General features: G+C 75.3%; 23 protein-coding genes. 9 read left to right on the forward strand and 14 right to left on the reverse strand.

The features are described from left to right. Nucleotides 1-4: 4 nt before the first annotated feature. Entirely contained in the window at nt 5-619 is a 615-nt protein-coding gene (locus ACSUPT_RS12790) for a TetR/AcrR family transcriptional regulator (protein WP_361663885.1), read from the reverse strand. 311 nt (nt 620-930) lie between these two features. Here ACSUPT_RS12790 and ACSUPT_RS12795 point away from each other — a divergent pair, with 311 nt between their 5' ends. Continuing rightward, a complete protein-coding gene (locus tag ACSUPT_RS12795; protein WP_351964561.1) occupies nt 931-1,329 on the forward strand; it encodes a DUF6463 family protein in 399 nt (132 codons plus the stop codon). Here ACSUPT_RS12795 and ACSUPT_RS12800 read toward each other — a convergent pair. After that, the gene (locus ACSUPT_RS12800; protein WP_361663888.1) at nt 1,326-2,003 is read right to left on the reverse strand and encodes an HD domain-containing protein; all 678 of its coding nucleotides are present in this window, start codon (nt 2,001-2,003) and stop codon (nt 1,326-1,328) included. The genes ACSUPT_RS12795 and ACSUPT_RS12800 overlap by 4 nt on opposite strands. A 35-nt stretch (nt 2,004-2,038) precedes the next feature. Continuing rightward, a complete protein-coding gene (locus ACSUPT_RS12805; protein WP_436944326.1) occupies nt 2,039-4,312 on the reverse strand; it encodes a heavy metal translocating P-type ATPase in 2,274 nt (757 codons plus the stop codon). Nucleotides 4,313-4,467: 155 nt separating this feature from the next. Between ACSUPT_RS12805 and ACSUPT_RS12810 the strand changes: the two genes are divergently transcribed. Together ACSUPT_RS12810 and ACSUPT_RS12815 are read left to right on the forward strand one after the other, a co-directional pair. Further along, nucleotides 4,468-5,223: a copper homeostasis protein CutC gene (locus ACSUPT_RS12810; RefSeq protein ID WP_436944327.1), complete on the forward strand. Its 756-nt coding sequence runs from the start codon at nt 4,468-4,470 to the stop codon at nt 5,221-5,223. A gap of 246 nt (nt 5,224-5,469) precedes the next feature. Continuing rightward, complete coding sequence (locus ACSUPT_RS12815; RefSeq protein ID WP_436944328.1) at nt 5,470-6,015, forward strand: GntR family transcriptional regulator; 546 nt, start codon at nt 5,470-5,472, stop codon at nt 6,013-6,015. Between the two features lie 12 nt (nt 6,016-6,027). Here the strand turns inward: ACSUPT_RS12815 and ACSUPT_RS12820 are convergent, their stop codons facing one another. Beyond that, complete coding sequence (locus ACSUPT_RS12820) at nt 6,028-6,936, reverse strand: HAAS signaling domain-containing protein (protein ID WP_436944329.1); 909 nt, start codon at nt 6,934-6,936, stop codon at nt 6,028-6,030. Between the two features lie 84 nt (nt 6,937-7,020). Here ACSUPT_RS12820 and ACSUPT_RS12825 point away from each other — a divergent pair, with 84 nt between their 5' ends. Next, on the forward strand, nt 7,021-9,654 hold the full coding sequence (locus tag ACSUPT_RS12825; protein ID WP_436944330.1) for a helicase-associated domain-containing protein: 2,634 nt from the start codon (nt 7,021-7,023) through the stop codon (nt 9,652-9,654). 70 nt (nt 9,655-9,724) lie between these two features. Here the strand turns inward: ACSUPT_RS12825 and ACSUPT_RS12830 are convergent, their stop codons facing one another. Continuing rightward, the gene (locus tag ACSUPT_RS12830; protein ID WP_023587975.1) at nt 9,725-10,108 is read right to left on the reverse strand and encodes a cold-shock protein; all 384 of its coding nucleotides are present in this window, start codon (nt 10,106-10,108) and stop codon (nt 9,725-9,727) included. 128 nt (nt 10,109-10,236) lie between these two features. Between ACSUPT_RS12830 and ACSUPT_RS12835 the strand changes: the two genes are divergently transcribed. Continuing rightward, nucleotides 10,237-10,494: a hypothetical protein gene (locus ACSUPT_RS12835; RefSeq protein ID WP_023587974.1), complete on the forward strand. Its 258-nt coding sequence runs from the start codon at nt 10,237-10,239 to the stop codon at nt 10,492-10,494. On the opposite strand, the gene ACSUPT_RS12840 is transcribed toward ACSUPT_RS12835, so the two are convergent. Next, nucleotides 10,464-11,087 (reverse strand): HAD family hydrolase, encoded by a 624-nt coding sequence (locus ACSUPT_RS12840; protein WP_351967000.1) that lies wholly within the window; start codon nt 11,085-11,087, stop codon nt 10,464-10,466. The two genes, ACSUPT_RS12835 and ACSUPT_RS12840, sit on opposite strands and share 31 nt — an antisense overlap. A gap of 120 nt (nt 11,088-11,207) precedes the next feature. On the opposite strand from ACSUPT_RS12840, the gene ACSUPT_RS12845 reads away from it, so the two are divergent. Genes ACSUPT_RS12845 through ACSUPT_RS12855 form a run of 3 tightly spaced genes read left to right on the forward strand, consistent with a single transcriptional unit; the run spans nt 11,208 to nt 14,102 of the window. Beyond that, a complete protein-coding gene (locus tag ACSUPT_RS12845) occupies nt 11,208-12,215 on the forward strand; it encodes a FecCD family ABC transporter permease (RefSeq protein WP_351967001.1) in 1,008 nt (335 codons plus the stop codon). A gap of 43 nt (nt 12,216-12,258) precedes the next feature. Continuing rightward, nucleotides 12,259-13,299, forward strand: a complete 1,041-nt coding sequence (locus tag ACSUPT_RS12850) for a FecCD family ABC transporter permease (RefSeq protein WP_351967002.1) — start codon at nt 12,259-12,261, stop codon at nt 13,297-13,299. Next, complete coding sequence (locus ACSUPT_RS12855; RefSeq protein WP_365724370.1) at nt 13,296-14,102, forward strand: ABC transporter ATP-binding protein; 807 nt, start codon at nt 13,296-13,298, stop codon at nt 14,100-14,102. The genes ACSUPT_RS12850 and ACSUPT_RS12855 overlap by 4 nt, the downstream gene beginning before the upstream one ends. 324 nt (nt 14,103-14,426) lie before the next feature. Here ACSUPT_RS12855 and ACSUPT_RS12860 read toward each other — a convergent pair whose 3' ends face one another. The 6 genes from ACSUPT_RS12860 to ACSUPT_RS12885 all read right to left on the reverse strand — a co-directional run bounded on the left by ACSUPT_RS12860 (nt 14,427) and on the right by ACSUPT_RS12885 (nt 22,315). Then, on the reverse strand, nt 14,427-16,547 hold the full coding sequence (locus ACSUPT_RS12860; RefSeq protein ID WP_436944334.1) for a HelD family protein: 2,121 nt from the start codon (nt 16,545-16,547) through the stop codon (nt 14,427-14,429). A 159-nt stretch (nt 16,548-16,706) separates the two neighbouring features. Then, nucleotides 16,707-18,350, reverse strand: a complete 1,644-nt coding sequence (locus ACSUPT_RS12865) for a DNA repair helicase XPB (protein ID WP_351967005.1) — start codon at nt 18,348-18,350, stop codon at nt 16,707-16,709. 136 nt (nt 18,351-18,486) lie between these two features. Beyond that, on the reverse strand, nt 18,487-19,326 hold the full coding sequence (locus ACSUPT_RS12870) for a 1,4-dihydroxy-6-naphthoate synthase (RefSeq protein WP_351967006.1): 840 nt from the start codon (nt 19,324-19,326) through the stop codon (nt 18,487-18,489). 6 nt (nt 19,327-19,332) lie between these two features. Then, a complete protein-coding gene (locus ACSUPT_RS12875; protein WP_351967068.1) occupies nt 19,333-20,085 on the reverse strand; it encodes a futalosine hydrolase in 753 nt (250 codons plus the stop codon). Between the two features lie 2 nt (nt 20,086-20,087). Further along, complete coding sequence (locus tag ACSUPT_RS12880; protein WP_351967007.1) at nt 20,088-20,582, reverse strand: DUF2771 domain-containing protein; 495 nt, start codon at nt 20,580-20,582, stop codon at nt 20,088-20,090. A 308-nt stretch (nt 20,583-20,890) separates the two neighbouring features. After that, complete coding sequence (locus ACSUPT_RS12885; RefSeq protein WP_436944335.1) at nt 20,891-22,315, reverse strand: MFS transporter; 1,425 nt, start codon at nt 22,313-22,315, stop codon at nt 20,891-20,893. Between the two features lie 260 nt (nt 22,316-22,575). On the opposite strand from ACSUPT_RS12885, the gene ACSUPT_RS12890 reads away from it, so the two are divergent. Beyond that, a complete protein-coding gene (locus ACSUPT_RS12890) occupies nt 22,576-23,499 on the forward strand; it encodes a DUF3027 domain-containing protein (RefSeq protein WP_351967008.1) in 924 nt (307 codons plus the stop codon). 305 nt (nt 23,500-23,804) lie between these two features. Here the strand turns inward: ACSUPT_RS12890 and ACSUPT_RS12895 are convergent, their stop codons facing one another. Together ACSUPT_RS12895 and ACSUPT_RS12900 are read right to left on the reverse strand one after the other, a co-directional pair. After that, nucleotides 23,805-24,632, reverse strand: coding sequence for a hypothetical protein (locus ACSUPT_RS12895; RefSeq protein WP_351967009.1), 828 nt, complete (start codon nt 24,630-24,632; stop codon nt 23,805-23,807). 22 nt (nt 24,633-24,654) lie between these two features. Beyond that, a complete protein-coding gene (locus tag ACSUPT_RS12900; RefSeq protein ID WP_436944336.1) occupies nt 24,655-25,437 on the reverse strand; it encodes an RNA polymerase sigma factor in 783 nt (260 codons plus the stop codon). Nucleotides 25,438-25,531: the final 94 nt, after the last annotated feature.

Here is a 25,531-nt window from a genome sequence, read left to right on the forward strand (position 1 = left end):
ACTATCAGGATTCCCGGCCCGCCCCCGGCGCCGCGAGGGCGAGGGCCGCGTCGAGGAGCGCGGAGGCCAGGGCGGGCAGCCGCTCGGGGGACTCGGACAGCAGGAACAGCCACGCGAAGACGGGCCCCACGAGCAGGGCGTTGAGGGCGGCGGGGTCCGGGCGCGCGGCGAGCTCGCCGCGGGCGGCGGCGCGGTCCAGGATCTCGGTGAGGGTCCGGCGCTGCGCGTGGAGGTACTTCTCCTCGAACCGGGCGCGCAGGGCGGGGTCGGCGTGGATGTCGGCGAGCAGCCCCGGGATCGTCCCCGGCGGCGGGGCGGCCATGCCGTCCACGACCTCCGCGAGCACGGCGGCCAGGTCGGCGCGGAGCGATCCGCGGTCGGGCGCCGTGGCCAGGAAGCTGTCCGGCAGCAGGACATCGAAGATCATCTCCTGTTTGGTGGCGTGGCGCCGGTAGATCGCCGCCTTGCCCACACCCGCCCGCGAGGCCACCTCCGCCATCGTGAGCCGCGCGTACCCGACCTCCGCCAGCAGTTCGCGGACGGCGGCGGCGACGGCGACGTCGACCCGGCTGTCGCGGGGGCGGCCCCCCTGGTTTCCCGCTTGCTTTCGCGCAGACATGAGCGCATCATACGAAACCAGGAGTACCGAAACCGTCAGTTCCAAAACTACGGGTTCCACAACGGCCCCATGGCGGGGCCGCGGCAAAGGGTCCGGCGTCACCGGGTCCGCATACGGGGCATCACGGGCGCGGCAGCAGCGGACAAGCGCCGCCGCTCGCGGGGCGGCTCGGCGCTCGCGGGGGATCGCCGCTCGCGGGGGCTCGGCGCTCGCGGGGGGATCGCCGCTCGCGGCGGCTCGGCACTCGCGGGGGGAGCGCCGCTCCCGGGGGTGAGCGGGCTCCGCGCCCGCACCCGGACGGGAGGATTCACATGATCAGAACCGCCGGCTGGCTCATCGTCCTGCTGGGCGCCGCGCACACGGTCCTCGCGCTGACGTACGAGGGGGCCGCCCGCTATGCCGGGGAGTGGTTCAGCGGGGCGCTGTGGGGCGCGGACTTCTCCGACATGAGCCCCGCCAACAGCGCCCTGTGGCTGTCCCTGGAGAGCTTCGGCCCACCGCTCGTCGTGGTCGGCCTGACCGTCCTGTGGCTGGACCGCCGGGGCATCGTCCCGCCGCCGTTCATCGGCTGGACGCTGGGCGTCTGGGGCCTGGTCGACGCGGTCATCCTCATCACCACGCCGTGGCCGCTGTTCCTGCTCGCGACCGTCCTGCTGCTGGTCGGCGGCCGCCGCGCCACGGCCCGCCGCGCGTCCGCCACCGGGCTCTAGGCGTCGAGCAGTCCCAGTTCGACGGCGAGGTTGCGGCGGGCGGCGGGCTCCCAGTGCGCGGCGCCGTACGGGGTGCGGAACAGCCGCGGCAGGGCGAGGAGTTGCCGCAGGACGGCGGCTCGGCCCTCGCGGAACGCGTCGTCGGGCACGAACCCGTACTCCTCCCGCACGGCCGCCGCGTACGCCGCGTACGCCTGCGGCCCCCCGGCGAGGACGGCGAGGTCCGCGTCGCACAGCACCTCGCCGTCGCGGTCGCCGGGCGCCGGGTCGTGGGTGACGGTGAGCCGCACCAGCCGGGCGACCTCCGCCGTACGGTCCGGCCCGACGCCCAGCTCGGGCAGGGCCCGCTCGGCGAGGCGGGCGCTGCGCTCCTCGTTGGTGTCCCGGTCGGGCAGGTACACCGCGTCGTGGAACCAGGCGGCGAGCCGTACGGCGGCGAGGTCGCCCGCGTGGTCCGCCAGCTCGTCCACCCGGCGCAGGACGGCCAGGAGGTGGTCGGTGGTGTGGTACCGCCGCTGGGGCTCGGCCCACCGCCGCAGCAGGTCGTCGGCGTACCGCTCGGCGGGCGGCGCGTCCGGGTCGGCGGGCCGCCCGTCGAGCGCGTCGCGCACCGCCTCGGCCCAGCGGCGGAGCAGCTCGTCGTGGGCGGGGTGCGGGGGCGGTGCGGCGGCCATGGTGCCCATTGTGCCGGGCCGCCGCCCCCGCGGGATCAGGCGGCCTTGAAGCCGCGCAGGCGGAGGCTGTTGCCGACGACGAAGACGGAGGAGAAGGCCATGGCGGCGCCGGCGATCATGGGGTTGAGGTAGCCGAGGGCGGCCAGGGGGAGGGCGGCGATGTTGTAGGCGAAGGCCCAGAAGAGGTTGCCCTTGATGGTGGCGAGGGTGCGGCGGGAGAGGCGGATGGCGTCGGCGGCGGCGCGCAGGTCGCCGCGTACGAGGGTGAGGTCGCCGGCTTCGATGGCGGCGTCGGTTCCGGTGCCCATGGCCAGGCCGAGGTCGGCCTGGGCGAGGGCGGCGGCGTCGTTGACGCCGTCGCCGACCATGGCGACGCTGCGGCCCTCGGCCTGGAGGCGCTTGACGACCTGGACCTTGTCCTCGGGCAGGACCTCGGCGATGACGTGCCGGGGTTCGATGCCGACCTCGGCGGCGACGGCGCGGGCGACGGCCTCGTTGTCACCGGTGAGCAGGACGGGCGTCAGACCCAGGGCGCGCAGCCGGCGCACGGCCTCGGCGCTGGTGTCCTTCACCGCGTCCGCGACTTCCAGCACGGCACGCGCCTGGCCGTCCCAGGCGACCGCTATGGCCGTGCGCCCGGCCTGCTCGGCCTCCTCCTTGGCACGGCGCAGCGACTCGGGGATGCCGACGGCACGGTCGGCGAGGAGCTGGAAGCGGCCGACGAGGACGGTGCGCCCGTCGACGACGCCCTGGACGCCGAGCCCCGGGAGATTGGCGAAGTCCTCGGGCACGGCCAGGTCGCCCGTCTTCTCGGCGGCCCCGGCGGCGACGGCGCGGGCGACGGGGTGCTCGGAGGCGTTCTCCAGGGCGCCGGCGAGCCGCAGCACCTCCGCCTCGTCCGTGGAGGGCGCCGGGTGGACCTTCAGCAGCGTCATGCGGCCGGTGGTGACGGTGCCGGTCTTGTCCAGGACGACGGTGTCGGCCTTGCGGGTGTTCTCCAGGACCTCGGGGCCCTTGATGAGGATGCCGAGCTGGGCGCCGCGTCCGGTGCCGACCATGAGCGCGGTCGGGGTGGCCAGGCCCAGGGCGCAGGGGCAGGCGATGATCAGCACGGCGACGGCGGCGGTGAACGCGGCCGTCACCCCCGCGCCCGAACCGAGCCAGAAACCGAGCGTGCCGACGGCCAGGGCGATCACGACAGGCACGAACACGGCGGAGATGCGGTCGGCCAGGCGCTGGGCGGCGGCCTTGCCGTTCTGGGCGTCCTCCACCAGCTTCGCCATCCGCGCCAGCTGCGTGTCCGCACCCACCCGCGTCGCCTCCACCACCAGACGGCCACCCGCGTTCAAGGTCGCGCCGGTCACGGTGTCGCCGACGGCGACCTCCACCGGCACCGACTCACCCGTCAGCATCGACGCGTCCACCGCCGACGAACCCTCCACCACGACCCCGTCCGTGGCGATCTTCTCCCCCGGCCGCACCACGAACCGGTCACCCACCCCCAACTGCCCGGTCGGCACCCTCACCTCACGCCCGCCCCGCAGGACCGTGACCTCCTTGGCACCCAACTCCATCAGCGCCCGCAGCGCCGCACCCGCCCTGCGCTTGGAACGCGCCTCGAAGTACCGGCCCGCCAGGATGAACGCCGTCACCCCCGCGGCCGCCTCCAGATAGATGTTCCCCGCCCCGTCCGAGCGGGCGATGGTGAACGCGAACGGATGCGTCATCCCCGGCGTCCCGGCCGTACCGAAGAACAACGCCCACACCGACCACAGGAACGCCGCCCCCGTCCCCACCGAGATCAGCGTGTCCATCGTCGCCGCACCGTGCCGGGCGTTGGTCCACGCGGCCCGGTGGAACGGCCACGCGGCATAGACCACGACGGGCGTGGCCAGGACCAGGGAGAGCCACTGCCAGTTGGTGAACTGGAGCGCCGGGACCATGGCCATGGCGACGACGGGGACGGAGAGGACGAGCGCGGTGAGGAGCCGCTGCCGCAGGTCGGTCAGCTCATCGCCGCCCATCTCCTCCGGCCGGGCGTCCTGCGCGTCGGGCGCCGGCGGGGCCGGGGGCCGGGCGGTGTAGCCGGTGGCCTCGACGGTGGCGATGAGGTCCTCGACGGAGACGCCGTCGGCGAAGGTGACCTTCGCCTTCTCCGTCGCGTAGTTGACGGTGGCCTCCACGCCGTCCATGCGGTTGAGCTTCTTCTCGATGCGCGCCGCGCACGAGGCACACGTCATCCCGCCGATGGCCAGCTCCACATCGGCGGTGCCGGATGCCGTCACGGGACCGGCCGGATGACCGCTCATCTCACTCTCCAATACCCATGGGGGGTATACCAACGGGACCACTGTATACCCGTCTGGGTAAACAGGGCGCCCCCGCGCCCTCATCCCGCCCACGCATTAGCATTGGACTAGACCTGTAGACCTGTAAACAGCCCGTGCACCGAGATTGGGGTCCGATGAGCAACCGTGCACTCCTGGAGGTGATCGCCCTCGACGCGGAGGACGCGATCGCGGCCCAGGCCGGAGGGGCGGACCGCCTGGAGCTGGTCACCGACATGGCGGCCGACGGGCTGACCCCGTCCCGCGAGACGTACGCCCGCATCCGGGCCGCCGTGGACGTGCCGCTGCGCGTGATGCTGCGCCTCGCGGACGGGTTCGCCGCGGGGGACGTGGACGCGCTCGTACGGGTGGCCGGGGAGCTGCGCTCCGAGGGCGCCGACGAGTTCGTGCTGGGCTTCCTCGACGGGGACGGCCACCCCGACCTGGAGGCGCTGGACCGGGTGGTGGCGGAACTGGACGGCTGCCGGTGGACGTTCCACCGGGCGATCGACCACTGCGCCGACCGGGACGCGCTGCGGGAGCGGCTCGCGGACCTGCCGGGCCTCGACACGTACCTGACGGCCGGCTCGGCGGCGGGCGTCGACGAGGGCCTGCCGGTCCTGGTGGCGGAGGCGGAGGCGGCCCGGCTGGGCGGCACGGGGCACGGACCCCGGCTGCTGGTCGGCGGCGGGCTGCGCCTGGAGCACGTACCGGCCCTGCTGGCGGCGGGGGTGGACGCCTTCCACATCGGCGGCGCGGCCCGCCCGGCGGGCTGGACGTCACCGGTGGCACCGGGCGCGGTGAGCGCATGGCGCCGCGCCCTGGACGCGCAGGCGGGCGCGGAGCGCGCGGAGGCGGAGCCCATGGCGGAGACGGTGGCCCCGGTGGCGTAGGGGCTGAGGCCCGGGTACGTACGTACGGGCCGCGGGCCCCGGTGCCGTAGGGGCCCCGGCCGCGTACGGGCGGCGGGCCCGGCTGCGCATGGGCCGTGGGCCCCGGTGGCGTAGGCGCTGGGTCCCGGGGCCGGCCGGCGCGGCGGGAGCCTGCGGGTCCGGAAGCGGTCCGGCGGTCCGGCGGCTGCGGGCACGGGAAACCGCCTACCGTTGACGGCGGAGGCACCGGCGGCACGGGAGGGCGGCATGAGCGGTACGGAGCACTGGACCAGCACGTCGATGCCGTACCTCACCCCACGCGCCCCGGGGCAGGGCGACGCCTGGGCCGAGGAGGCCGCCGCCCAGGGCCGCAGGGGCACCCAGCGCATCGTCTCCGCCGGCGAGGTGGCGGCCGACGACGAGCCCGCCGCCCTCCTGGGCCTGACCCCGGGCGAACCGGTCGTCGTCAGGCGCCGCGTCATCGAACTGGACGGCGTAGCAGTCGAGTTGACCGACATGTACTACCCCGCCCACATCGCCCGGGGCACCCCCCTCGCCGGCACCGCAAAGATCCGCGGCGGCGCGGTCACCCTCCTCGCCGGACTCGGCCACACGGGCGTCCGCGTCGTCGAGACCGTCACCGCCCGCCTCCCCACGGCAGAGGAACGCGAGCTCCTCCGACTCGGCTCCGCACAACCGGTGTTGCGCCTGGCCCGTCAGACCCTCGACGCCCGGGACCGCCCCATCCAGGCCGACCTGATGACCATGCCCGCCCACCGCCAGCGCCTCCGCTACGAGATGCGGACCGGATGACCGCGCGGGGCCCTACTTCCGGCGGGACTGCCAGAACAGGTACGCCGCGGTGGCAAGGGCCGCCGTGCGCAGGGTCCACGGCCAGGTCTCCGAGAGCGCCTGCGTGAACGTGCCGGGCGCGATCCGGTCGCCCCAGCGGCCGTCCAGGCGGCCCCACAGCCAGACCGCCGCGCCCGCCGCGACCGCGCCCGGCAGGAACAGCACGCCCCACTTCGCCTGCGTCCTCGTCAGGCGGCGCGTCGCGTAGGCGAGGAGCCAGCCCGCCGCCAGCGCGAGCCACGAGCCGGTGACCGTGCCCAGCACCAGGCAGGCCGCCGCCAGCAGCAGCACCGGGTCGCCCAGCTTGCGGGACGCGGCGGGCGCAGCCGCCTCCGTCTTCTTGCGCCTGGGGAGGAGGAGTTGGGCCAGGCGCGTACCGCCCGGGGCCGGTTTCGCCTTCTCCGGGGCGGCCGGTTCACCCGTACCGGTCTTCGTGCCGGCGCCGCCCGGCAGCAGGGCGCGCAGGCCCCGGCGGCGGGGCGGGTCCTCGGGCGGGGGCGCCGGGGGGTCCTTAGGTTTCGGCGGGGCCAGCAGTTCCGGGATCTCCACCCCGCCCTTGAAGCCCGGCACCACGCTCCACCAGTCCGGCTCCGGTCCCGCGTCCGGGTCGCGCGGCTGCGGGGCGTCCGCCGTGCGCTGGCCCGGCACGTTCAGGCCGCCGCCCTCCACCGCCGCCACCACCGCGTCCGGCGACCCCAGGCGCGCGAGGATGCGCCGCACCTCCGCCGGGCTCTCCGTGCCGTCCTCCCGCTGCCGGGCGATCTCGTCCCGCAGCGACGCCACCAGGCTCATCCGCGCCTTCGACGGCAGTTGCCGCTGCTGCGCCAGGTCCCCGACCCTGCTCAGGTAGTCGAAGACCAGCTGGTCGCTCTCGATGCCCACCGTGCCCCTCCATGCCGCCCGTCGCCTGGCCGACGTCCCGACGTTAGCGCCTGAGGGGGGCGCCAGGGGGCTAACGTGGTGCGGATGGCGACCGGCGACACCGAGCGGGAGGCGTACGTGCCCGAGGACCAAGGCGGTACGGCGGCGCCCCGCACCCTCGCGGAGGCGCTGCGGGCCCGGGGCGACGAGGGACTGGCGGCGCTGCTGCGGGCCCGCCCCGACCTGCTCGCCCCCGTACCGAACGACCTGACCCAACTGGCCACGCGGGCCGGCACGCGGGCATCCGTCGTCCGCGCCCTGGAACGGCTGGACCGGTTCACCCTCCAGACCGCCGAGGCCCTGGCCGTCGCGCCCGACCCCGCGCCGTACGCCGTGCTGCGCGCCCTCATGGCCGGCGAGGGCGGCGACCCGCCGGTCGAGGAGGCCCTGCCGGGCGCCGTCGCCACCTTGCGCGAACAGGCCCTCGTCTGGGGCGGCGACGACCGGCTGCGCCTGGTGCGCACCGCCCGCGAACTGCTCGCCCCCTCCCCCCAGCACCCCTCGCCGACCGGGCTCGGCCCGACCGTCGCGGAGGCCACCGCCGGGATGTCGCCCGGCCGCCTCCAGGAGATCCTGCGGACGGTCGGACTGCCCACCACCCACGACCCGGTGTCGGCGGTCGCCGCGCTGACCGCCCTGTTCACCGACCGCGCCCGCATGGACGCCCTCCTCGACCAGGCCCCGGCGGAGGCGCTGGGCGTCCTCGACCGGCTCGTGTGGGGCCCGCCGTACGGCGAGGTCACCGCCAACCCGACGCCGCCCGTGCGCTGGCTGCGCGACCGGGGCCTCCTGCTGCCCACATCGGCCCGCACGGTGGCCCTGCCCCGCGAGGTGGCGCTGCACCTGCGCGGCGGGCGGGCGCACCGGACGCCCGAGCCGGTGCCGCCGCCCGTCGCCCCGGCCCGCGAGTACCGTCCACAGGTTGTGGACAGCACGGCGGCCGGCCAGGCGTACACCGCGCTCGCCACCGCCGAGGAGCTGCTGAAGAAGTGGGACGAGGGCGGCCCCGCCGTGCTGCGCGCCGGCGGCCTGTCCGTACGCGACCTCAAGCGCACCGCCGTGCTGCTGGACGTGACCGAGCCGGTCGCCGCGTTCTGGCTGGAGCTGCTGTACGCGGCGGGCCTGCTCGCCTCGGACGGCGAGGCCGACGAGCGGTACGCGCCGACGCCCGCGTACGACGAGTGGCTGGACCTGCCGGCCGCGCGCCGCTGGGCCCGCCTCGCCACCGCGTGGCTCGCCCAGACCCGTACGCCCGGCCTGGTCGGCGGCCAGGACGCGAAGGGCCGCACCCTGTCCGCGCTCGGCCCCGACCTCGACCGGGGCGCCGCGCCCGAGGTGCGCCGCCGGGTACTGGAACTGCTGGCCGCGCTGCCGCCCGGCGCCGCGCCGGAACCCGAGGCCGTACTGGCCCGGCTGCGCTGGGAGCGGCCCCTGCGCGGCGGCGGCAACACGGCGGCCGACCTGCGCGCCCGGCTCGCCACCTGGACCCTGGAGGAGGCCGAGCTGCTGGGCGTCACCGGCCGGGGCGCCCTCTCCGCCCACGCGCGCGCCCTGCTGGGAGGCGCGGACGCCACGCGCGAGGCGGGCACCCCTGGTACGGACGCCGCGCACGAGGCGGGCACCTCCGGTGCGGGCGCCGCGCACGAGGGGGCCGCCTCCGGTGCGGACGCCGCGCACAAAGCGGGCACCTCCGGTGCGGGCGCCGCGCACGGCTGGGGCGCCGCGCACGAGGCGGGTCCGCACGAGGACGCCGCCGTCGCGCTGCTCGCCCCGCTCCTGCCCGAGCCCGTCGACCACGTGCTGCTCCAGGCCGACCTGACCGCCGTCGCCCCCGGCCCGCTGCGCCGCCCGCTCGCCGACACCCTGGCGGTCCTCGCGGAGGTCGAGTCCAAGGGCGGCGCGACCGTGTATCGCTTCACGCCCGGCTCCGTGCGCCGCGCCCTCGACGCGGGGCAGTCCGCCGCCGACCTGCACGCCTTCCTGGCCGCCCACTCCCGCACCCCCGTGCCGCAGCCCCTGGCGTACCTGATCGACGACGTCGCCCGCCGCCACGGCCACCTCCGCGTGGGCGCCGCGTCCTCCTACGTGCGCTGCGACGACGACGCCGTCCTCGGGGAGATCCTCGCCGACAAGCGGTCCGCGTCCCTGGGCCTGCGCCGCCTCGCCCCGACGGTCCTCGCCGCCCAGGCCGACCCGGCGGCGCTGCTCGCCGGACTGCGGTCCATGGGCTTCGCCCCGGCCGCCGAGTCCGCCGAGGGCGATGTGCTGATCACCCGCGCCGCCGCCCGCCGCACCCCGCCGCGCACCCCTCCCGCGCCCGTACCGGACGGCCCGCCCGTACCGGACGACACCCTCCTCGGGGCGGCCGTCCGCGCGATCCGCGCCGGCGACCTGGCCGCGACGGTCACCCGCAAGGAACCGCGGGAACCCGCGCCCGGCGGCGGCACCCTGCCGCGCACCTCGGCCGCCGAGACCCTGGCGACCGTGCAGGCCGCGGCGCTCACCAACTCGGCGGTGTGGATCGGATACGTCAACGCCGACGGCGCGGCCAGCCAGCGGGTCATCGCCCCGGTGCGGGTGGAGGGCGGGTTCGTCACGGCGTACGACCACACGGCCGACGAGGTCCGCACCTACGCCCTCCACCGGATCACGGGCGTGGCGGAGCTCGCCGAGGAGTGAGGCGCGCACGGCCGGCATGCCGGAGGGCCCGGGGTGGAGACCCCGGGCCCTCCGCTACCCGCGAGGCGGGTCAGACGTCCAGCTGGTCCGCGACCGCGCGCAGCAGACCGGCGATCTTCTTGCCGTGGGCCTTGTCGGGGTACCGGCCCCGCTCCAGCATCGGCGTGATGTTCTCCAGCAGCGTCGTCAGGTCCTGCACGATCGACGCGAGCTCGTCCGGCTTGCGGCGCTGCGCGGCCGCCACCGACGGCGTCGGGTCGAGGACCGTCACCGACAGCGCCTGGTCGCCCCGCTGCCCGGCGACGACGCCGAACTCCACGCGCTGCCCCGGCTTCAGGCTGTCGACCCCGGCAGGGAGCACCGACGAGTGGACGAAGACGTCGCCGCCGTCGTCGCGGGAGAGAAAGCCGAAGCCCTTCTCGCTGTTGAACCACTTGACCTTGCCGGTAGGCACGTCCTGTCCTCGTCCTCGTACTCGATGGGTCCGCGATAAACGGCTCAAGGCGTCAAGGCTAATGGTCCCGGCCCTTGTGACAAGACGCCGCCGGTCCGTTCCTCCGGCCAGGGAACTACCCTGGCCGAATGCGTAGTGAAACCAACGCGGGCGACGCCCTTCCCGGTGACGGGCTCATTCGGGTCGGCGCGGTCCTGTTCATCATCGGAGCGATCGCCACGGTCGTCACCGTCGCGCCGCTGTTCCTGGGGACCGACCCCTTCCCCACGGTCGTGTACCTCGTGGCGATGCTGATGGGCGTCGGCTTCCTCGTCGCCGCCGCCGGAGTGCTCCGCTCCATCGCCGCGCAGCGGCGTCAGGCCCGCGAGTCCGCGCCCTCCGCGTAAGCCGCCCACCAGGCCGGAAACGCCGTCAGATCAGGCAGGACGACATCGGCGCCCGCCGCGCGCAGGTCGTCCTCGCCGTACGGGCCCGTCGCCACCGACACGGCGAGCGCCCCGGCCGCGCGGGCTCCGCGTATGTCGCCGAGGTGGTCGCCGACGTACACGGTCGCGCCGTGCTCCCGCAGCGCCTCCGCCTTGGCCTCGGCCCACAGCCAGCCGACCACCGCGTCGGGCTCCAGGCCCAGGTGCTCCAGGTGCAGCTTGGCGTGCGGCTCGTTCTTCGCGGTGACGACGACGCTCCTGCCGCCCGCCGCGCGAACGGCTTGAATCGCATCCCCCGCGCCGGGCAGCGCCAGGGACGGTTCGATGGCGTATGTGGGATAGATCTCACGGTAGGCGAGGACCATCTCCGCCACCCGGTCCTCGGGGAACCAGTGGGCCAACTCGTGCTCCAGCGGCGGCCCGAGCCGGGACACCGCCAGGTCGGCGTCGATCCACGCCCCCGTGCGCGCCGAAAGCTCCCGGTATGTCGCGTGAATACCGGGGCGGGAGTCGATGAGGGTCATATCGAGGTCGAACCCGACGGTGAAAGGCATGAGGGCATTCTGCCCGCCGCTTCCCGGACGCCGCGTGGGTGTTTTTCGGCCGCTGCTTAGACTTAGCCTCGCCTAACCGGCTGCCGTGGCCGGTCGGCGCGTGTCCCCGTACCTTTCCGATTGGCTGCCGCTGTGCGTTCCCGACGCGTCCTCGCGACCGCCGCGGCCGTCGCCGCCCTCGCCGTCGCCGTCGTGCTGAGCCTCGCCGTCGGCGCCCGCCCCATCGCCCCGTCTGTCGTGTTCGACGCGCTGCTGCACGGCGCGGGCCGCAGCGGCGAGGGGGACGTCGTACTGGAGCTGCGGCTGCCGCGCACCCTGATCGCGATCCTCGTCGGCGCGGCCCTCGCCGTCGCCGGGACCGCCCTGCAGGGCATCACCCGCAACCCCATCGCCGACCCCGGCATCCTCGGCATCAGCCAGGGCGCGTCGGTCGGCGTCGTGCTGGCCATCGCGTTCGCCGGGGTGCACACCCTCAGCGGGTACGTGTGGTTCGCCTTCGCGGGCGCGGCCGCCGCGTCGGTCGCCGTGTACGCCATCGCGTCCAGCGGCCGGGGCGGTGCCACCCCCGTGAAACTCGCGCTCGGCGGCGCCGCGATCAACGCGCTGCTGCTGTCCCTGACGACCGGGGTGCTGACGACGAAGGCCGCCGCGCTGGACGAGTTCCGCTTCTGGCAGGCCGGTTCGGTCGCCGGGCGGGACGCCGTGATCGTCGCGCAGACCTGGCCGTTCCTGCTGTTCGGCCTCGTCCTGGTGGTGTCCGTGGCCCGCGGCCTGGACGCGCTGGCGCTCGGCGACGACGTGGCGAAGGGCCTCGGCCGGCGCGTCGCCCTCGTCCGCGTCACCGCCGGGGTCGGGGCGACCGTCCTGACCGGGGCGGCCGTCGCGGCCGCCGGGCCCATCGCGTTCGTCGGCCTCGCCGTCCCGCACATCGTCCGCGCCCTCGTCGGCGCCGACCACCGCAGGCTGCTGCCCATGGCGGCGCTCGTCGGCCCCGTCATGCTGCTCGTCGCGGACGTGGCCGGACGGATCGTCTTCCCGCCGGGCGAGGTCCCGGCGGGCGTCATGACCGCGCTCATCGGCGTGCCGTTCCTGGTGGCGCTCGTACGGAGGAAGGCGGTACCGGCGTGAGGCCTGCGGGACACGCGGTCATACGGAGGAAGGCGGTACCGGCGTGACGGCTGCGGGATACGCGGTCATACGGGGCGGCCGCGCCTCGTTCCTGGTCCACCGGCGGGCCGTCGCCGTCGCCGCCGGGCTCGCGCTGCTCCTGGCGGCGGTGTCGGTGGCGTACCTCTGCCTCGGCGAGGAGTACGTGGCGCCCGGCGAGGTGCTGCGCGTACTGACCGGACAGCCCTCCCCCGCCGACCTGGTGGTCGGCACGCTGCGGCTGCCGCGCCTGGTGATCGGGCTGCTGGTCGGCGCGGCGTTCGGCGTGGCCGGGGCGCTCATCCAGACCGTCGCCCGCAATCCGCTCGCCAGCCCCGACATCATCGGGATCAGCCAGGGAGCGGGCGCGCTGACGGTGACCGCGATGACGTTCGGCGTGACGTCGTTCGCCGTGCTGCCGTACCTGTCCGTCGCCGGCGGGATCGCCGCCGCCCTCCTCGTGTACGTCTTCGCGTGGCGCGGCGGACTGCACGCCACCCGGTTCGTGCTCATCGGCATCGGCTTCGCGGTCGCGCTGCGGTCCGTGACGACGCTGATGATGACGAAGGGCGACTACCTGGTCGCCCAGCAGGCGCAGATCTGGATGACCGGCTCGCTCAACGGGCGCGGCTGGGACGAGGCGGCGCCCCTCGGCTGGACGCTCCTCGTGCTCGTACCCGCCGTGCTGTGGGCGGCGCGGGCCCAGCGGACCGTGTCGCTGGACGACGACACCGCGACCGCGCTGGGCGTGCCGCTCGGCCGGGTCCGGCTCGGCCTGGTGCTGCTGGGCGTCGTCCTGGCGTCGCTGGCGACCGGCGCGGCCGGGCCCGTCGACTTCGTGGCGCTGCTCGCCCCGCAGATCGCGCGGCGCCTCACCCGGGGCGCGCAGATCCCGCTGCTCGCGTCGGCGCTGACGGGCGCGCTCGTCGTCGTACTGGCGGACCTGCTGGCGCGGCGGCTGTTCTCGCCCACCGAACTGCCGGTGGGCGTCCTGACGGCGGCGGTCGGCGCGCCGTACCTGATCTGGCTGATCGTGCGGGGCCGCACGGGTGGAGGGAAGGCATGAGCGTCGAGGGTTCCGGGGACGGCAGGCTCCAGGCGCGGGGGCTGACGCTCGCGTACGAGGACCGGACCGTCGTGGACGGTCTCGACCTGGCGATACCCGACGGCAAGGTCACGGTGATCGTCGGGCCCAACGCGTGCGGCAAGTCCACCACGCTGCGCGCGCTGGGCCGGCTGCTGAAGCCGCGCGGCGGGGCGGTCCTGCTCGACGGGCGGGACCTGGCGTCGATCCCGACGAAGAAGATCGCCCAGGCGGTGGGCCTGCTGCCGCAGACACCGGTCGCGCCGGAGGCCATCACCGTCGCCGACCTGGTGGCGCGCGGACGCCAGCCCCACCAGTCGTGGTGGCGGCAGTGGTCCGAGGAGGACGAGCGGGCCGTCCAGGACGCCATGGCCCGCACCAACGTCGCCGACCTCGCCGACCGGTCCGTGGACGAACTGTCCGGCGGTCAGCGGCAGCGCGTGTGGATCGCGATGGCCCTCGCGCAGGAGACCGAACTGCTGCTGCTCGACGAGCCGACGACCTACCTGGACATCGCCCACCAGGTGGAGGTCCTCGACCTGGTGCGCCGCCTCAACCGCACCCGCGGCCGCACCGTCGCGGTCGTCCTCCACGACCTGAACCAGGCCGCCCGGTACGCCGACCACCTGGTCGCGATGAAGGCGGGCCGGGTGGTCGCGGCCGGGCAGCCGGGCGAGGTCGTGACGGAGGAGCTCGTACGGGAGGTCTTCGGCCTGGAGGCCACGGTCATCCCGGACCCGCTGACCGGCTCGCCCCTGGTGATCCCGGCGGCGCCTGCTCTTTGAGGGCTCGGTTCGGCTCCGGGCGCTTCATGCGACTGCCGACAGTCGACCGTGCTCGGCCCTTCCCCCCTTTTTCAGGGCTCGGTTCGGCTCCGGGCGCTTCATGCGACTGCCGACAGTCGACCGTGCTCGGCCCTTCGTTCCTCAGGGCCTGCGCGCTGTCTCCCTTTCGGCAGCCGCGCGCCCTTCGCCTCACTCGCCGCTACAGGGAGTGGGCCCGCAAGGGCCCGCAGGTGGGCACCCCGCTCGCCGGCCCGGGAGCGCCCGCAGGTTGGCACCCACTCGCCAGGACGAGCGCGGGCCCGCAGGTGGGCGCCGGTCCTCCGGTTACTGGGCCAGCTCCTCCGGCAAGGGGGTTGCGTGGAGGACCTTCAGGCCGGAGACCGCCCTGGTCAGGGCCACGTACAGGCGGCGCAGGCCGGTGCGGTCGTCGGGTTCGGCGGCCACCACGGCGGCGGGCTCGTCGAGGACCACGTAGTCGTACTCCAGGCCCTTCGCGAGCGACGCCGGCACCAGGGTGAGCCGCACGTCCGGGGTGGTCTCCTCGCCCGGCGACAGGTGCGGCACGCCCGCCTCCCGCAGCGCCTCCTCCAGAGCGGGCAGGCGCGGGTCGGCGGCGATCAGGCCGATGGAGCCCTCCCGGTCCAGGAACTCCGCGCACGCCGCGACGACCTCCGCGTCCCGCCGCTCCTGGTCCACCTCCCGTACCTCCAGGGAGCCCGGGTTCTCACGGACCGAGCGGACCTCCGCCAGGCCCGGCGCGATGTGCGGCAGCAGCCGGGAGGCGTACGCGATCACGTCGCGCGGCACGCGGAAGCCGGCCGTCAGCTCCTCCACCAGCGCGTCCGGCTTGCCCAGGTGCCGCAGCGCCTCGGCCCAGCTGCGCGTCGCCCACGGCGTGGTGCCCTGCGCGAGGTCGCCCAGCACGGTCGCGGAACCGGTCGAGCAGCGGCGCCCCACCGCGCGGTACTGCATCGGGGACAGGTCCTGCGCCTCGTCCAGCACGACATGGCCCAGCGAGTGGGTGCGGGCCACCAGGTCGGCGGCCTCGTCGACCAGTACGGCGTCGGCGGGCGACCACTTCGCGGACTTCACGCTCCGCGGGGGCTTCGTCCACAGGATGGCCTTCTGCTCGTCCTCGTCGAGGACGCCGTCGGCGTGCTCGGCGAGGAACTCCGCGTCCGACAGCAGCCGCAGCACCAGCTTCGCCGGGTCGACGGGCGGCCAGATCGCCTTGACGGCGGCCTTCACCGCCGCGTTGCGCGCCACCTGGTCCTGCACCCGGTCGTCGGGCGCCTCGCCGGCGGCCTCCATCCGCACCAGCACCGCGTGGGCGATGCGCTGCGGCAGGGCATCGCGGGCGGCGCCGTAGCGCATGTCGCGGGCGAGGAGCTCGGTGACGATCTCCTCCACCTCGTATGCGGGGATCCGCCACCGCCGCGAGCCGCGCACCACGACCACCGGCTCGGTCGGCAGCGTGACGTGGGAGCGCACCGCGCGGCGCAGGACCTCCGCCATCCGCGCGTCGCCCTTCACGACGGCGGCCGTCGCGTCGTCCGAGCCGCGCACCTCGACATGGGCGGCGACCAGGTCGTCCACGGTGGCCTGCCTCACCTCCAGCTCGCCGAGGGCGGGCAGGACCTGCTCGATGTAGCGGAGGAACGAGCGGTTCGGCCCGATGACGAGGGTGCCGGTGCGGGCCAGGCGCTCCCGGTGGGCGTACAGCAGGTACGCGACCCGGTGCAGGCCCACGGCGGTCTTGCCGGTGCCGGGGCCGCCCTGCACGCACACCGTGCCGGACAGGCCGCTGCGGACGATCTCGTCCTGCTCGGGCTGGATCGTCGCGACGATGTCCCGCATGGGGCCGACGCGGGGCCGCTCGATCTCCTGCTGGAGGAGGCGGCTGGTGGTCTCGGCCTCGGCTGGGTCGGTGAGGTGCTCGTCCTCGTACGCGGTGAGGTCGCCGCCCGTGTACCCGAAGCGGCGCCGCAGCCGCACGTCCTGCGGGTCGCGGCGGGACGCCCGGTAGAACGGCTGGGAGACGGGGGCGCGCCAGTCGACGACCATGGGGTCGCCGTGCGCGTCGTGGACGTGCCGCCGGCCGATGTAGAACCTGCCGCCCTCCTGCGTGGTGGGCAGGTAGTCGAGCCGCCCGAAGAACAGGGGCGTGTGGGCCAGGTCGGCGAGGGCTTTGACACGGTCCTCGATCTGGCGCTGGAGGACGGCCGCGTTCACCCAGTTGGCGGTGACGTCGCGGATGTCCAGCGCCTCCACGTCCTCCCGCATGGCGCGCAGGGCGGCACGGGACGCGGCGAGGTGCGCGCGCTCGCGGCCGAGGGATCGGTGTCGGTCGTGGACATGGCTGTGCCTCCGGCGCTGGAGCGGTGGTCGCTGGGAGCCGTCCGGTTTCCGACCGGAGGGCGGCACTCCCGACGGGGAGGCGGGCAAGCGGGAGATTGTAGTGAGCGGGCCGGGGGCACGCGAACGGTTTTCCCGTGCGGGGCGGTGAGGGCCCCGGCCGCGTACGGGATGCGCGTACGGGGCCGTGCGCCGGGGACGCGAAGGGGCGCCCCGCCCGGTGGTCCGGGAGGGGCGCCCGCTCGGCGGCTACGCCTCGCTCAGCAGGTCGCTCGCGTCCACGATGCGGTAGGCGTAGCCCTGTTCGGCCAGGAAGCGCTGGCGGTGCGCCGCGAAGTCCTGGTCGATCGTGTCGCGGGCCACCACCGAGTAGAAGTGCGCCTGGTGCCCGTCCGACTTCGGGCGCAGCACCCGGCCCAGGCGCTGCGCCTCCTCCTGGCGGGAGCCGAACGTGCCCGACACCTGGATCGCGACGGTCGCCTCCGGCAGGTCGATGGAGAAGTTCGCGACCTTCGACACGACGAGGACGCTGATCTCGCCGCCGCGGAACGCGTCGAACAGCTTCTCCCGCTGCGCGTTGGACGTCTCGCCCTTGATGACCGGCGCGCCCAGGTGCTCGCCCAGCTCGTCCAGCTGGTCGATGTACTGGCCGATGACGAGGATCTGCTGGCCCGCGAACTTCCGCACGATCGCCTCGGTCACCCGGCGCTTGGTGTCGGTCGTCGCGCAGAAGCGGTACTTCTCCTCCGCCTCCGCCGTCGCGTACGCGAGCCGCTCCGACTCGGTCAGGTCGACGCGGACCTCCACGCAGTCGGCGGGCGCGATGTACCCCTGCGCCTCGATCTCCTTCCACGGCGCGTCGAACCGCTTCGGCCCGATCAGCGAGAACACGTCGGACTCGCGGCCGTCCTCCCGCACCAGCGTCGCGGTCAGGCCGAGGCGGCGCCGCGCCTGGAGGTCGGCGGTGAACTTGAACACCGGCGCGGGCAGCAGGTGCACCTCGTCGTAGACGATCAGGCCCCAGTCGCGGGAGTCGAACAGCTCCAGGTGCGGGTAGACGCCCTTCCGCTTGGTCGTCAGCACCTGGTACGTGGCGATGGTGACCGGGCGGATCTCCTTGCGCGTACCGGAGTACTCGCCGATCTCGTCCTCGGTGAGCGACGTCCGCTTCACCAGCTCGTGCTTCCACTGCCGGGCCGACACCGTGTTGGTGACCAGGATCAGCGTCGTCGCCTTCGCCTTCGCCATGGCGCCCGCCCCGACGAGGGTCTTGCCCGCGCCGCAGGGCAGCACCACGACGCCCGACCCGCCGTGCCAGAAGCCCTCGACGGCCTGCTGCTGGTAGGGGCGCAGCGACCAGCCCGACTCGTCCAGGTCGATCCGGTGGGCCTCCCCGTCGACGTACCCGGCGAGGTCCTCGGCGGGCCAGCCCAGCTTGAGGAGGGTCTGCTTGATCTGCCCGCGCTCGGAGGGGTGCACGGCGACCGTGTCCGGGTCGATGCGCTCCCCGACCAGCGGCTTGATCCGCTTGGAGCGCAGCACCTCCTCCAGGACGGGCCGGTCGGTGGTGGTGAGGACGAGGCCGTGCACGGGGTGCTTGCTGAGGGTGAGCCGCCCGTACCGGGCCATCGTCTCCGCGACGTCCACCAGCAGCGCGTGCGGCACCGGGTAGCGGGAGTACTCCACGAGCGCGTCGACGACCTGCTCGGCGTCGTGCCCGGCGGCCCGCGCGTTCCACAGCCCGAGCGGCGTGACCCGGTACGTGTGGATGTGCTCGGGCGCCCGCTCCAGCTCCGCGAACGGCGCGATGGCCCGACGGCAGGCGTCCGCCCGCTCGTGGTCGACTTCGAGCAGCAGCGTCTTGTCGCTCTGGACGATCAGCGGTCCGTTCACGCGGTCACCCTTTCCCTACGGCCCCGCCCCTTACGGCTCCGATCCCTACGGCTCCGGGACGCGGCCAGCTCTCCAGTGTGCCGCATCCCCCGCCGAACACCCCCGGGTCCGGCCCCACGGGACGGTTCGCCGGCGGTCAGGGGAAGGTGAGGGCCTCGCGGGGGACGCTCGGGACCAGGTTCTGGGCCGCCGCCTCCGACAGGAGGGTGTGGACCGCCTCGTACCCGGCCGGGCCCAGGTCCTCGGTGAAGTCGTTCACGTACAGCGCGATGTGCCGCTGCGCGACCTCCGGCGCCATCTCCTGCGCGTGCTCCCGCACGTAGTCGGCCGACGCCGACGGCGACGCCCACGCCATGCGGACCGACGCGCGGGCCGCGTCCGCCAGGCGGCGCAGGGTGTCCGCGCCCAGGGAGCGCTTCGCGATGATCGCGCCGAGCGGGATCGGGTGCCCGGTCGTCGCCTCCCAGTGCTCGCCCATGTCGGCCAGGCAGTGCAGCCCGTACTCCTGGTACGTGAACCGGGCCTCGTGGATCACCAGGCCCGCGTCGACCTTGCCGTCCCGCACCGCGGGCATGATCTCGTGGAACGGCATCACGACGACCTCGCCGACCCCGCCGCCCGGCAGGGTCCGCGCCCACAGCCGGAACAGCAGGTACGCCGTCGACCGGTCGCTCGGCACCGCCACGGTCCGCCCCGCCAGGTCGAGACCCGGCTCGCGCGCCAGGACGAGCGGGCCGCAGCCCCGGCCCAGCGCGCCCCCGCACGGCAGCAGGGCGTACTCGTCCAGGACCCACGGCAGCACCGCGTACGACACCTTCAGGACGTCCAGCTCGCCCCGCTCGGCCATGCCGTTGGTGACGTCGATGTCGGCGAACGTGACGTCCAGTTCCGGCGCGCCCGGCACCAGGCCGTGCGCCCACGCGTGGAAGACGAACGTGTCGTTCGGGCAGGGCGAGTATGCGATGCGCGTCGCCACGGGCCCTCACTCCTCCCTGAAGAATCCGGTGCTGAGCGGTTCGAACGCCGCGCGCAGCGCGTCCAGCGCCTCGCCGATGCGCCACGCGGCCCGGTCGCGCGGGCCGACCGTGTTGGAGACCGCGCGGATCTCCACGGCCGGGACGCCGTGCGCGGCGGCGGCCTCCGCGACGCCGAAGCCCTCCATGGCCTCCGCCCCGGCGCGCGGGTGGCGGGCGGCCAGCTCGGCGGCGCGGGCCGCGGTGCCGGTGACGGTGGAGACGGTCAGTACGGGCGCGAGCAGGCACGGCACGCCCGAGCCGCGTACGGCGTCCGTCACGCGGGCCGTCAGCGCGGCCGGCGGGGTGTGGACGGAGCGGCCGAAGCCCAGCTCCTCCACCGGCAGGTAGCCGTCGGGCGTGTCGGCGCCCAGGTCGGCGGCGACGATGCTGTCCGACACGACGAGGGAGCCAAGAGGGGCGCGCGGCGCGAACCCGCCGCCGATCCCGGCGGTGACCACCAGGTCGTACGGGTACGGGGCGGTGGCCAGCGCGGTCGCCGCGCCGACGGCGGCCGCGGCGGGGCCGACACCGGCCGCCATGACGTCCACGGCGGGCGCGGCGGGCCCGGTCAGCCGGGCGAGGCTCTGCCCGGTGAGCAGGTGGCTCGTCACGGTGTGACCGCTCGGCAGCGGCCTGGACGAGCGGGCGGCGCAGCCGACGAGCCCGCCGGCGACGGAGTTCGCCTCCGCCGCCACGGCGGTCACGACCAGGACGCGCAGGGTCACACCTTCTTGAGGACGAAGCGGTAGACGCCGATGGCCTTCTTCGACTTCGCGTCCGTCTCCAGGATCGACACGCGGACGCTCTTGGACGGCTCGCCGCCCATGCCGGCGGTGAAGAACGAGCTGGCGCTGATCGAGCGGTACGTCTTCTTGTACGGCTCCGGCTCGGCGCGCTCACCGTCCAGGAAGATCGTCCAGCCGTTCTCGGCGATCTCCGGGTCGACGCCGAAGCGGATGCGGTCGTCGACGGCGACCTCGACGTCCTTGCCGCCCTTGGCGCTGAGGCACTCCTGGACGCGGGACTCCTTCAGGCCGTCCTCGTCGTAGCAGTTTTCGGCCGCCTCGGTGTTGTACGAGTCGGAGCCGACCGTCACGGTCGCGATCGGCGTCGGCTTAACCCAGCCGCAGGCGGAGAGGACGAGCAGGCCGGCGGAGACGGCACCCAGAGCGACGCCGGCCCGGCGGGCCTTTCCGGAGAAGAACGCAACGGTCATGGGCCGAAGGCTATCGGTCCCGGGCGCCACGGGCACGGGCGGGGCTCGCCCGACGCGCACACCCTCACCCGCCGGCCCCGCCCGGACCCGGCGCCGGGGGCCGGCCCGGACCGGATGATTCCCGCCATGGCGCTCCGGTGTGGCGCCCCGGCGGGCGGCTACGGCGGTGCGGGCCGGGGCGCGGGGGCCGTGTGGGCTCCGGGTGCGCGGTGGGCCTCAGCCTGTGCGGCCGGGGTGGCGGGCCGGGCGGGCGGCCGCGGGCGTGCGGGCCGCGTGCGGGGGCCGTGTGGGCCGGGCGCGGTGGGCTCTCAGCCCGTACGGCCGGGGTGGCGGGCCGGGCGGGGGTGCGCCGGGTGGGGATGGTGGCGGGCCGCCGACACCAGTCCGCGGCCCGCGACGACCGCCCCCGCGGCCAGGATCGCCGCCGCCACGGACATGCCGAGCGTGCCGTTCAGCGGGAGCACGATGCCGACCGCGCCGCCCACCACCCACGCCATCTGCAGCAGCGTCTCGGAGCGGGCGAACGCCGACGTGCGGACGGACTCCGGCACGTCCCGCTGGATCAGCGCGTCGAGCGACAGCTTCGACAGGGCGTGCGCCAGCCCCGCGACCGCGCCCAGCAGCGCGACGAGCAGCGGCCCGAAGAACACCGCCGCCGTGACCGTCGCGGCCAGCACCAGCACCAGCATCGTGGCGATGATCGCCTCGGGCGCGCGGTCCCTGAGCCACGCGCCGACCGCGGTGCCGCAGGCGTTGCCCACCCCGGCCGCCACCCCGACCATCGCCAGCGAGACGGCCGCGCTCTGCCCGCCGATCGGGTGGACCCGCAGCAGGAACGCCAGGAAGAAGATCAGGAACCCGGACAGGCCGCGCACCGCCGCGTTGGCCTGCAGGGCGTGCAGGACGGCCGGGCCGACCGTGCGCAGACTCGGTTTGCGTTCGCCGTGGGTGAGGATGTGCGCCTTCCGCTCGCCCTTCGCCGAGTCCACCTTCGGCGGCAGGGTGAACGCCAGGAACGTTCCGGCGGCGAACAGCGCGCACGCCCCGTACAGCGGCCACTCCGGCCCGATCCGCTGCAGCCCCACCGCGACGGGCGCGGCGGCACCGGTGGCGAGGAGGCCCGCGAGGGTGACCCGCGAGTTCGCCTTCACCAGCGAGAAGCGCGGGGGCAGCAGGCGCGGCACGACCGCGGAGCGGACCACCCCGTACGCCTTGGACGCGACGAGCACGCCCAGCGCCGACGGGTACAGCTCCAGACCGCCCGTGGCGACCGCCTCGGACAGGGCGACGGCCAGGAACGCGCGCACCAGCATGGCGCCCGCCATCGCCGCGCGCCGCCCGTGCGGCACATGGTCCAGCAGCGGGCCGATGACCGGCGCGAGCAGGACGAACGGGGCGAGCGTGATGGCCAGGTACAGGGCGACGCGGCCGCGCGCCTCGTCCGTCGGCACCGAGAAGAACACCGTCGACGCCAGCGCCACGGTGATCATCACGTCGCCCGCGCCGTTCACGGCGTGCAGCTCGATCAGTTTGCCGAGGCCCGACTCGCCCGCGCCCTGCGCGTGGGTGGCTTTGCGGATGCCGCGCCAGGTGGAGCTGAAGGGGAGATGGGCGGCGCGTCCGACGCGCCGGCCCGCCGCGCGCAGCCGCCCAGCGCGCCCGTTCCGGCCGGGGCGCTGCGCAGACGGTTTCCGGGACCACCGCGCGGTTGCCACGTCGCCATAGTGCCCCACCGGCCCCGTTCGTGGAGGGTTACTTGGGGCGGCCGTGTGGGCGGCGGGCTGCGAAGGGGGTAGCGTGCGTAGCGCGCCACCGGCGGAAAAGGTCTCGGCCGCGCGCCTCTTCGGCATCCCGCAGAATGGATGACGTGAGGTGTGCCCGAGCACGTCGGGCGCGAACGTCGATGCGGTCCCCGGGTCCGCTCCGTCCGCCGCCCGTGCAGTCGCGCATCGGCCGGCGCACCGTTAAGACGGCGTAGGAGAGAAGCGAACCTGTGAGTGCTGCGACGACGCGAAGCCGTGCCCGGCGTGCCCCGGCCCTGGACCGCCTGTGCGCGGAGGCGGTGGACCTCGCCCGGGAGGCCGCCGAAGAGGCGGCGGCGCCCGGCGTCGTCGGCGAGTACGTGGAGGCGGTGGCCGACGGCGACCGGGTCGTCACCCACTTCTTCGAGTGCGCCGAACCGGGGTACCGCGGCTGGCGCTGGGCGGTGACCGTCACGCGCGCGTCGCGCGCGAAGAACGTCACGCTCGACGAGACCGTCCTGCTGCCGGGCCCCGACGCGCTCCTCGCGCCGGAGTGGGTGCCGTGGAGCGAGCGGCTGCGCCCCGGCGACCTCGGGCCGGGCGACCTGCTGCCGACCGAGGCGGACGACCTGCGGCTCGAACCGGGCTACACCGGCGAGGACGAGCCGCCGCCGAACTCCGCGGTGTCGGAGGAGATGACGGACCGCGCCGACGCGGAGGACGCCGAGTTCGTCTCCCGCACGCCGTCGCGGGGCGCCATCACGGCGGTCGCCGACGAGCTGGGCATGCGCCGCGCGCGGGTCCTCTCCCGGTACGGGCTGCACGTGGCGGCCGACCGGTGGGAGGAGGCGTACGGGGCGAAGACGCCGATGGCGCAGGCCGCGCCCGCGTCGTGCGTGTCGTGCGGGTTCCTGATGGCGATCGGCGGGTCGCTGGGGCAGGCGTTCGGGGTGTGCGCGAACGAGTTCTCGCCCGCTGACGGGCGGGTCGTGTCGCTGGAGTACGGGTGCGGGGGGCACTCGGAGGCGGCGGTCATGCCGAAGCCGCCCCGGCCGGCGGGGCCTGTGCTGGACTCGATGGCGGCGGACGAGTTCCCGCTGCACCCGACGCCGTCTCCGGGGTCGGTGCCCACGACGCCGCCGGACCCGTCCGCGGAAGACCTGGGCCACTCCTAGCCCCCGCGGGCCCACCCCGTGGTGGGCCCACCCCGCGGAGCCGTGCCGCCCCGTGGCCGCGCGCGAGTACCGGGCTCCGCGCCCGCCCCGTTGCAGGTCCGGCACCGTGCGGGACGGTGCCGCCCCGCGGGCGCGCACCTGCTGCCGCTGCGTGGAACGCTGTCGCCGCCCCGTTGCGGGCAGTCGTTCCTCCCCCAAGGACTTCGTCCAGGGGGGACCCACAGGGCGGAACGCATGCCCACAGCCAGGCAGCGGCCAGGCGCGGCCCGCACGGGGCTGAGCCGCGGTGGGGGTGGCCCCGCAGGTCAGGGGGTTGGGGTGACCGATTCCTGGCCGGCGTTGCTGAAGGCCGTCACCCGCAGGCGGTCCACCCCCGCGGGGAACCCCTCCCGCAGCGACACCCGGATCTTGTGGCTGCGCGACTCCCCCTCCGCCAGCGTCGCCGTCGTGAGGCGGGCCGTCGGGGCGATGGGCCGCCACGTGCCGTCCTCGCCCAGCAGCGAGACGTTCAGGTCGCCGGCGCCCAGCGTGCCGCCGTCGGCCGTGATGGACAGGTCGTCGGTGGCGTTCTCGATCGTGTGGCCGTTCGTGTTGAGCACGGTCACCGTGAACGTCAGCGTCCCGCCGCCGGGGCGGAGCGTGCGCGTCTCATCGGACCCCTGGAAGATGACGCTGACCTCGCGGGACGGCGCCTGCGACGACTGCTCCGGCGGGGCCGAGCCGGGGCCCGTGCCCGGGCCCGCGCCCGGGTCGGTGCTCGCCTCCGGGTCCGGGGTGGTGCCCGGGATGCCCGACGGGGACGTGCCGGGCGCCGACGGCTCCACGGGCTTGCCGCTCGCCTTGGGCGCGGACGGGCGGGGCGTGTCCGGGGCCGGGGGCTCCGGCACCGGGGACGGGGTGCCCGCCACGGGCGCCTTCTCCGGCGGGGCCAGCAGGCTGACCGCCGCCGTCCCCACGAGGGCGACCGACGCCACGGACGCGGCCAGCGCGAGGACCAGCGGGGCACGGCCGCGTGCCGCCCAGTTGCCGGTGGGCGGCGCGGCGGGCCGCAGGGAGTGCGGGGTGACCTGTTCGGCGCGGGCCGCGAGCGCCCGTATCAGGCGCTCCTCGGTCTCCGTGAGCTCGTTCGTCATGGGCTGGTCCTCCTCGGCCCTGCTACCGGTCCTGGGCCTTCAGAGCGCGCTGCAGCGCGTCCAGGGCCCGGCTGGCGGTGGACTTGACGGCGCCTCGGGACAGCCCGAGCGTCTCGGCGATCTGGGCCTCGCTCAGATCGGACCAGTACCGCAGCACCAGCACCTCCCGCTGACGGTTCGTCAGTCCGTGCAGCGCCTGGATCACCTGCCGGTGCTCGTCGCCCAGCAGGGCGTGGTCCTCGGCCGACGGGGCGTCCGCCTCGTGCGGCGGCACGTACTCGCGGGCCGTCTTGCGGCGCCGCAGGACGGAGCGGGCGGTGTTCACCACGGACGTGCGCAGGTAGCCCAGCGCGTTGTCCACGTCGTCCAGCCGCTCGCCGTGCCGCTTGTACAGGGCGACGAACGCGTCCTGGACGACGTCCTCCGCGCTCGCCCGGTCGTCCACCAGGAGCAGGGCGAGCCGCACCATGCTCAGCCGGTGCGAGTGGTAGAGGTCGGTGACGGTCGGCCGGCCGGCCTCCTCGGCGGGACCCCGGCCGAAGCGGGAGCCGGAGCCCCGCCCCGAGCCGGAGCCCCGCCCGGAGCCGGAGCCCCAGCCGGGGCCGGGGCGATCGGAGCCCGGGTCCGGGTCCGGGCCGCCCGTCGCGGCGTCCGCGGTGTCCTGCGGGGCGTCCCCGGGCCGGCCGCCCGGAAGCAGCCGGAACCGCGGCCTCCCCGGGTCCGGCTCCGTCCCCAGCGAGCGGAGCAGCAGCCGCCACAGCGCGCGGGGTGCGGGGACGGGGAGTGTGAGGGTCAGAGTGGTCATGGCGGTGGTTCCTCCGGAGCGTCACACGGTGCGTGCTGGAGCGTCCGGCGATCCCCACCCCCGTGATCTTCAGCCTGCGCAGGCTACTCCCCCT

Origin of the sequence: Streptomyces sp. SudanB25_2051 (assembly GCF_964272635.1) — a bacterium.
Classification (GTDB): Bacteria; Actinomycetota; Actinomycetes; order Streptomycetales; family Streptomycetaceae; genus Streptomyces.

Excerpts from the sequence above, each read along its gene's own strand:
- ACSUPT_RS12790 (WP_361663885.1), bottom strand. The coding sequence starts at position 619 with ATGTCTGCGCGAAAGCAAGCGGGAAACCAGGGGGGCCGCCCCCGCGAC.
- ACSUPT_RS12795 (WP_351964561.1), top strand. The coding sequence starts at position 931 with ATGATCAGAACCGCCGGCTGGCTCATCGTCCTGCTGGGCGCCGCGCAC.
- ACSUPT_RS12800 (WP_361663888.1), bottom strand. The coding sequence starts at position 2,003 with ATGGCCGCCGCACCGCCCCCGCACCCCGCCCACGACGAGCTGCTCCGC.
- ACSUPT_RS12805 (WP_436944326.1), bottom strand. The coding sequence starts at position 4,312 with ATGAGCGGTCATCCGGCCGGTCCCGTGACGGCATCCGGCACCGCCGAT.
- ACSUPT_RS12810 (WP_436944327.1), top strand. The coding sequence starts at position 4,468 with ATGAGCAACCGTGCACTCCTGGAGGTGATCGCCCTCGACGCGGAGGAC.
- ACSUPT_RS12815 (WP_436944328.1), top strand. The coding sequence starts at position 5,470 with ATGAGCGGTACGGAGCACTGGACCAGCACGTCGATGCCGTACCTCACC.
- ACSUPT_RS12825 (WP_436944330.1), top strand. The coding sequence starts at position 7,021 with ATGGCGACCGGCGACACCGAGCGGGAGGCGTACGTGCCCGAGGACCAA.
- ACSUPT_RS12835 (WP_023587974.1), top strand. The coding sequence starts at position 10,237 with ATGCGTAGTGAAACCAACGCGGGCGACGCCCTTCCCGGTGACGGGCTC.
- ACSUPT_RS12840 (WP_351967000.1), bottom strand. The coding sequence starts at position 11,087 with ATGCCTTTCACCGTCGGGTTCGACCTCGATATGACCCTCATCGACTCC.
- ACSUPT_RS12855 (WP_365724370.1), top strand. The coding sequence starts at position 13,296 with ATGAGCGTCGAGGGTTCCGGGGACGGCAGGCTCCAGGCGCGGGGGCTG.
- ACSUPT_RS12880 (WP_351967007.1), bottom strand. The coding sequence starts at position 20,582 with ATGACCGTTGCGTTCTTCTCCGGAAAGGCCCGCCGGGCCGGCGTCGCT.
- ACSUPT_RS12895 (WP_351967009.1), bottom strand. The coding sequence starts at position 24,632 with ATGACGAACGAGCTCACGGAGACCGAGGAGCGCCTGATACGGGCGCTC.
- ACSUPT_RS12900 (WP_436944336.1), bottom strand. The coding sequence starts at position 25,437 with ATGACCACTCTGACCCTCACACTCCCCGTCCCCGCACCCCGCGCGCTG.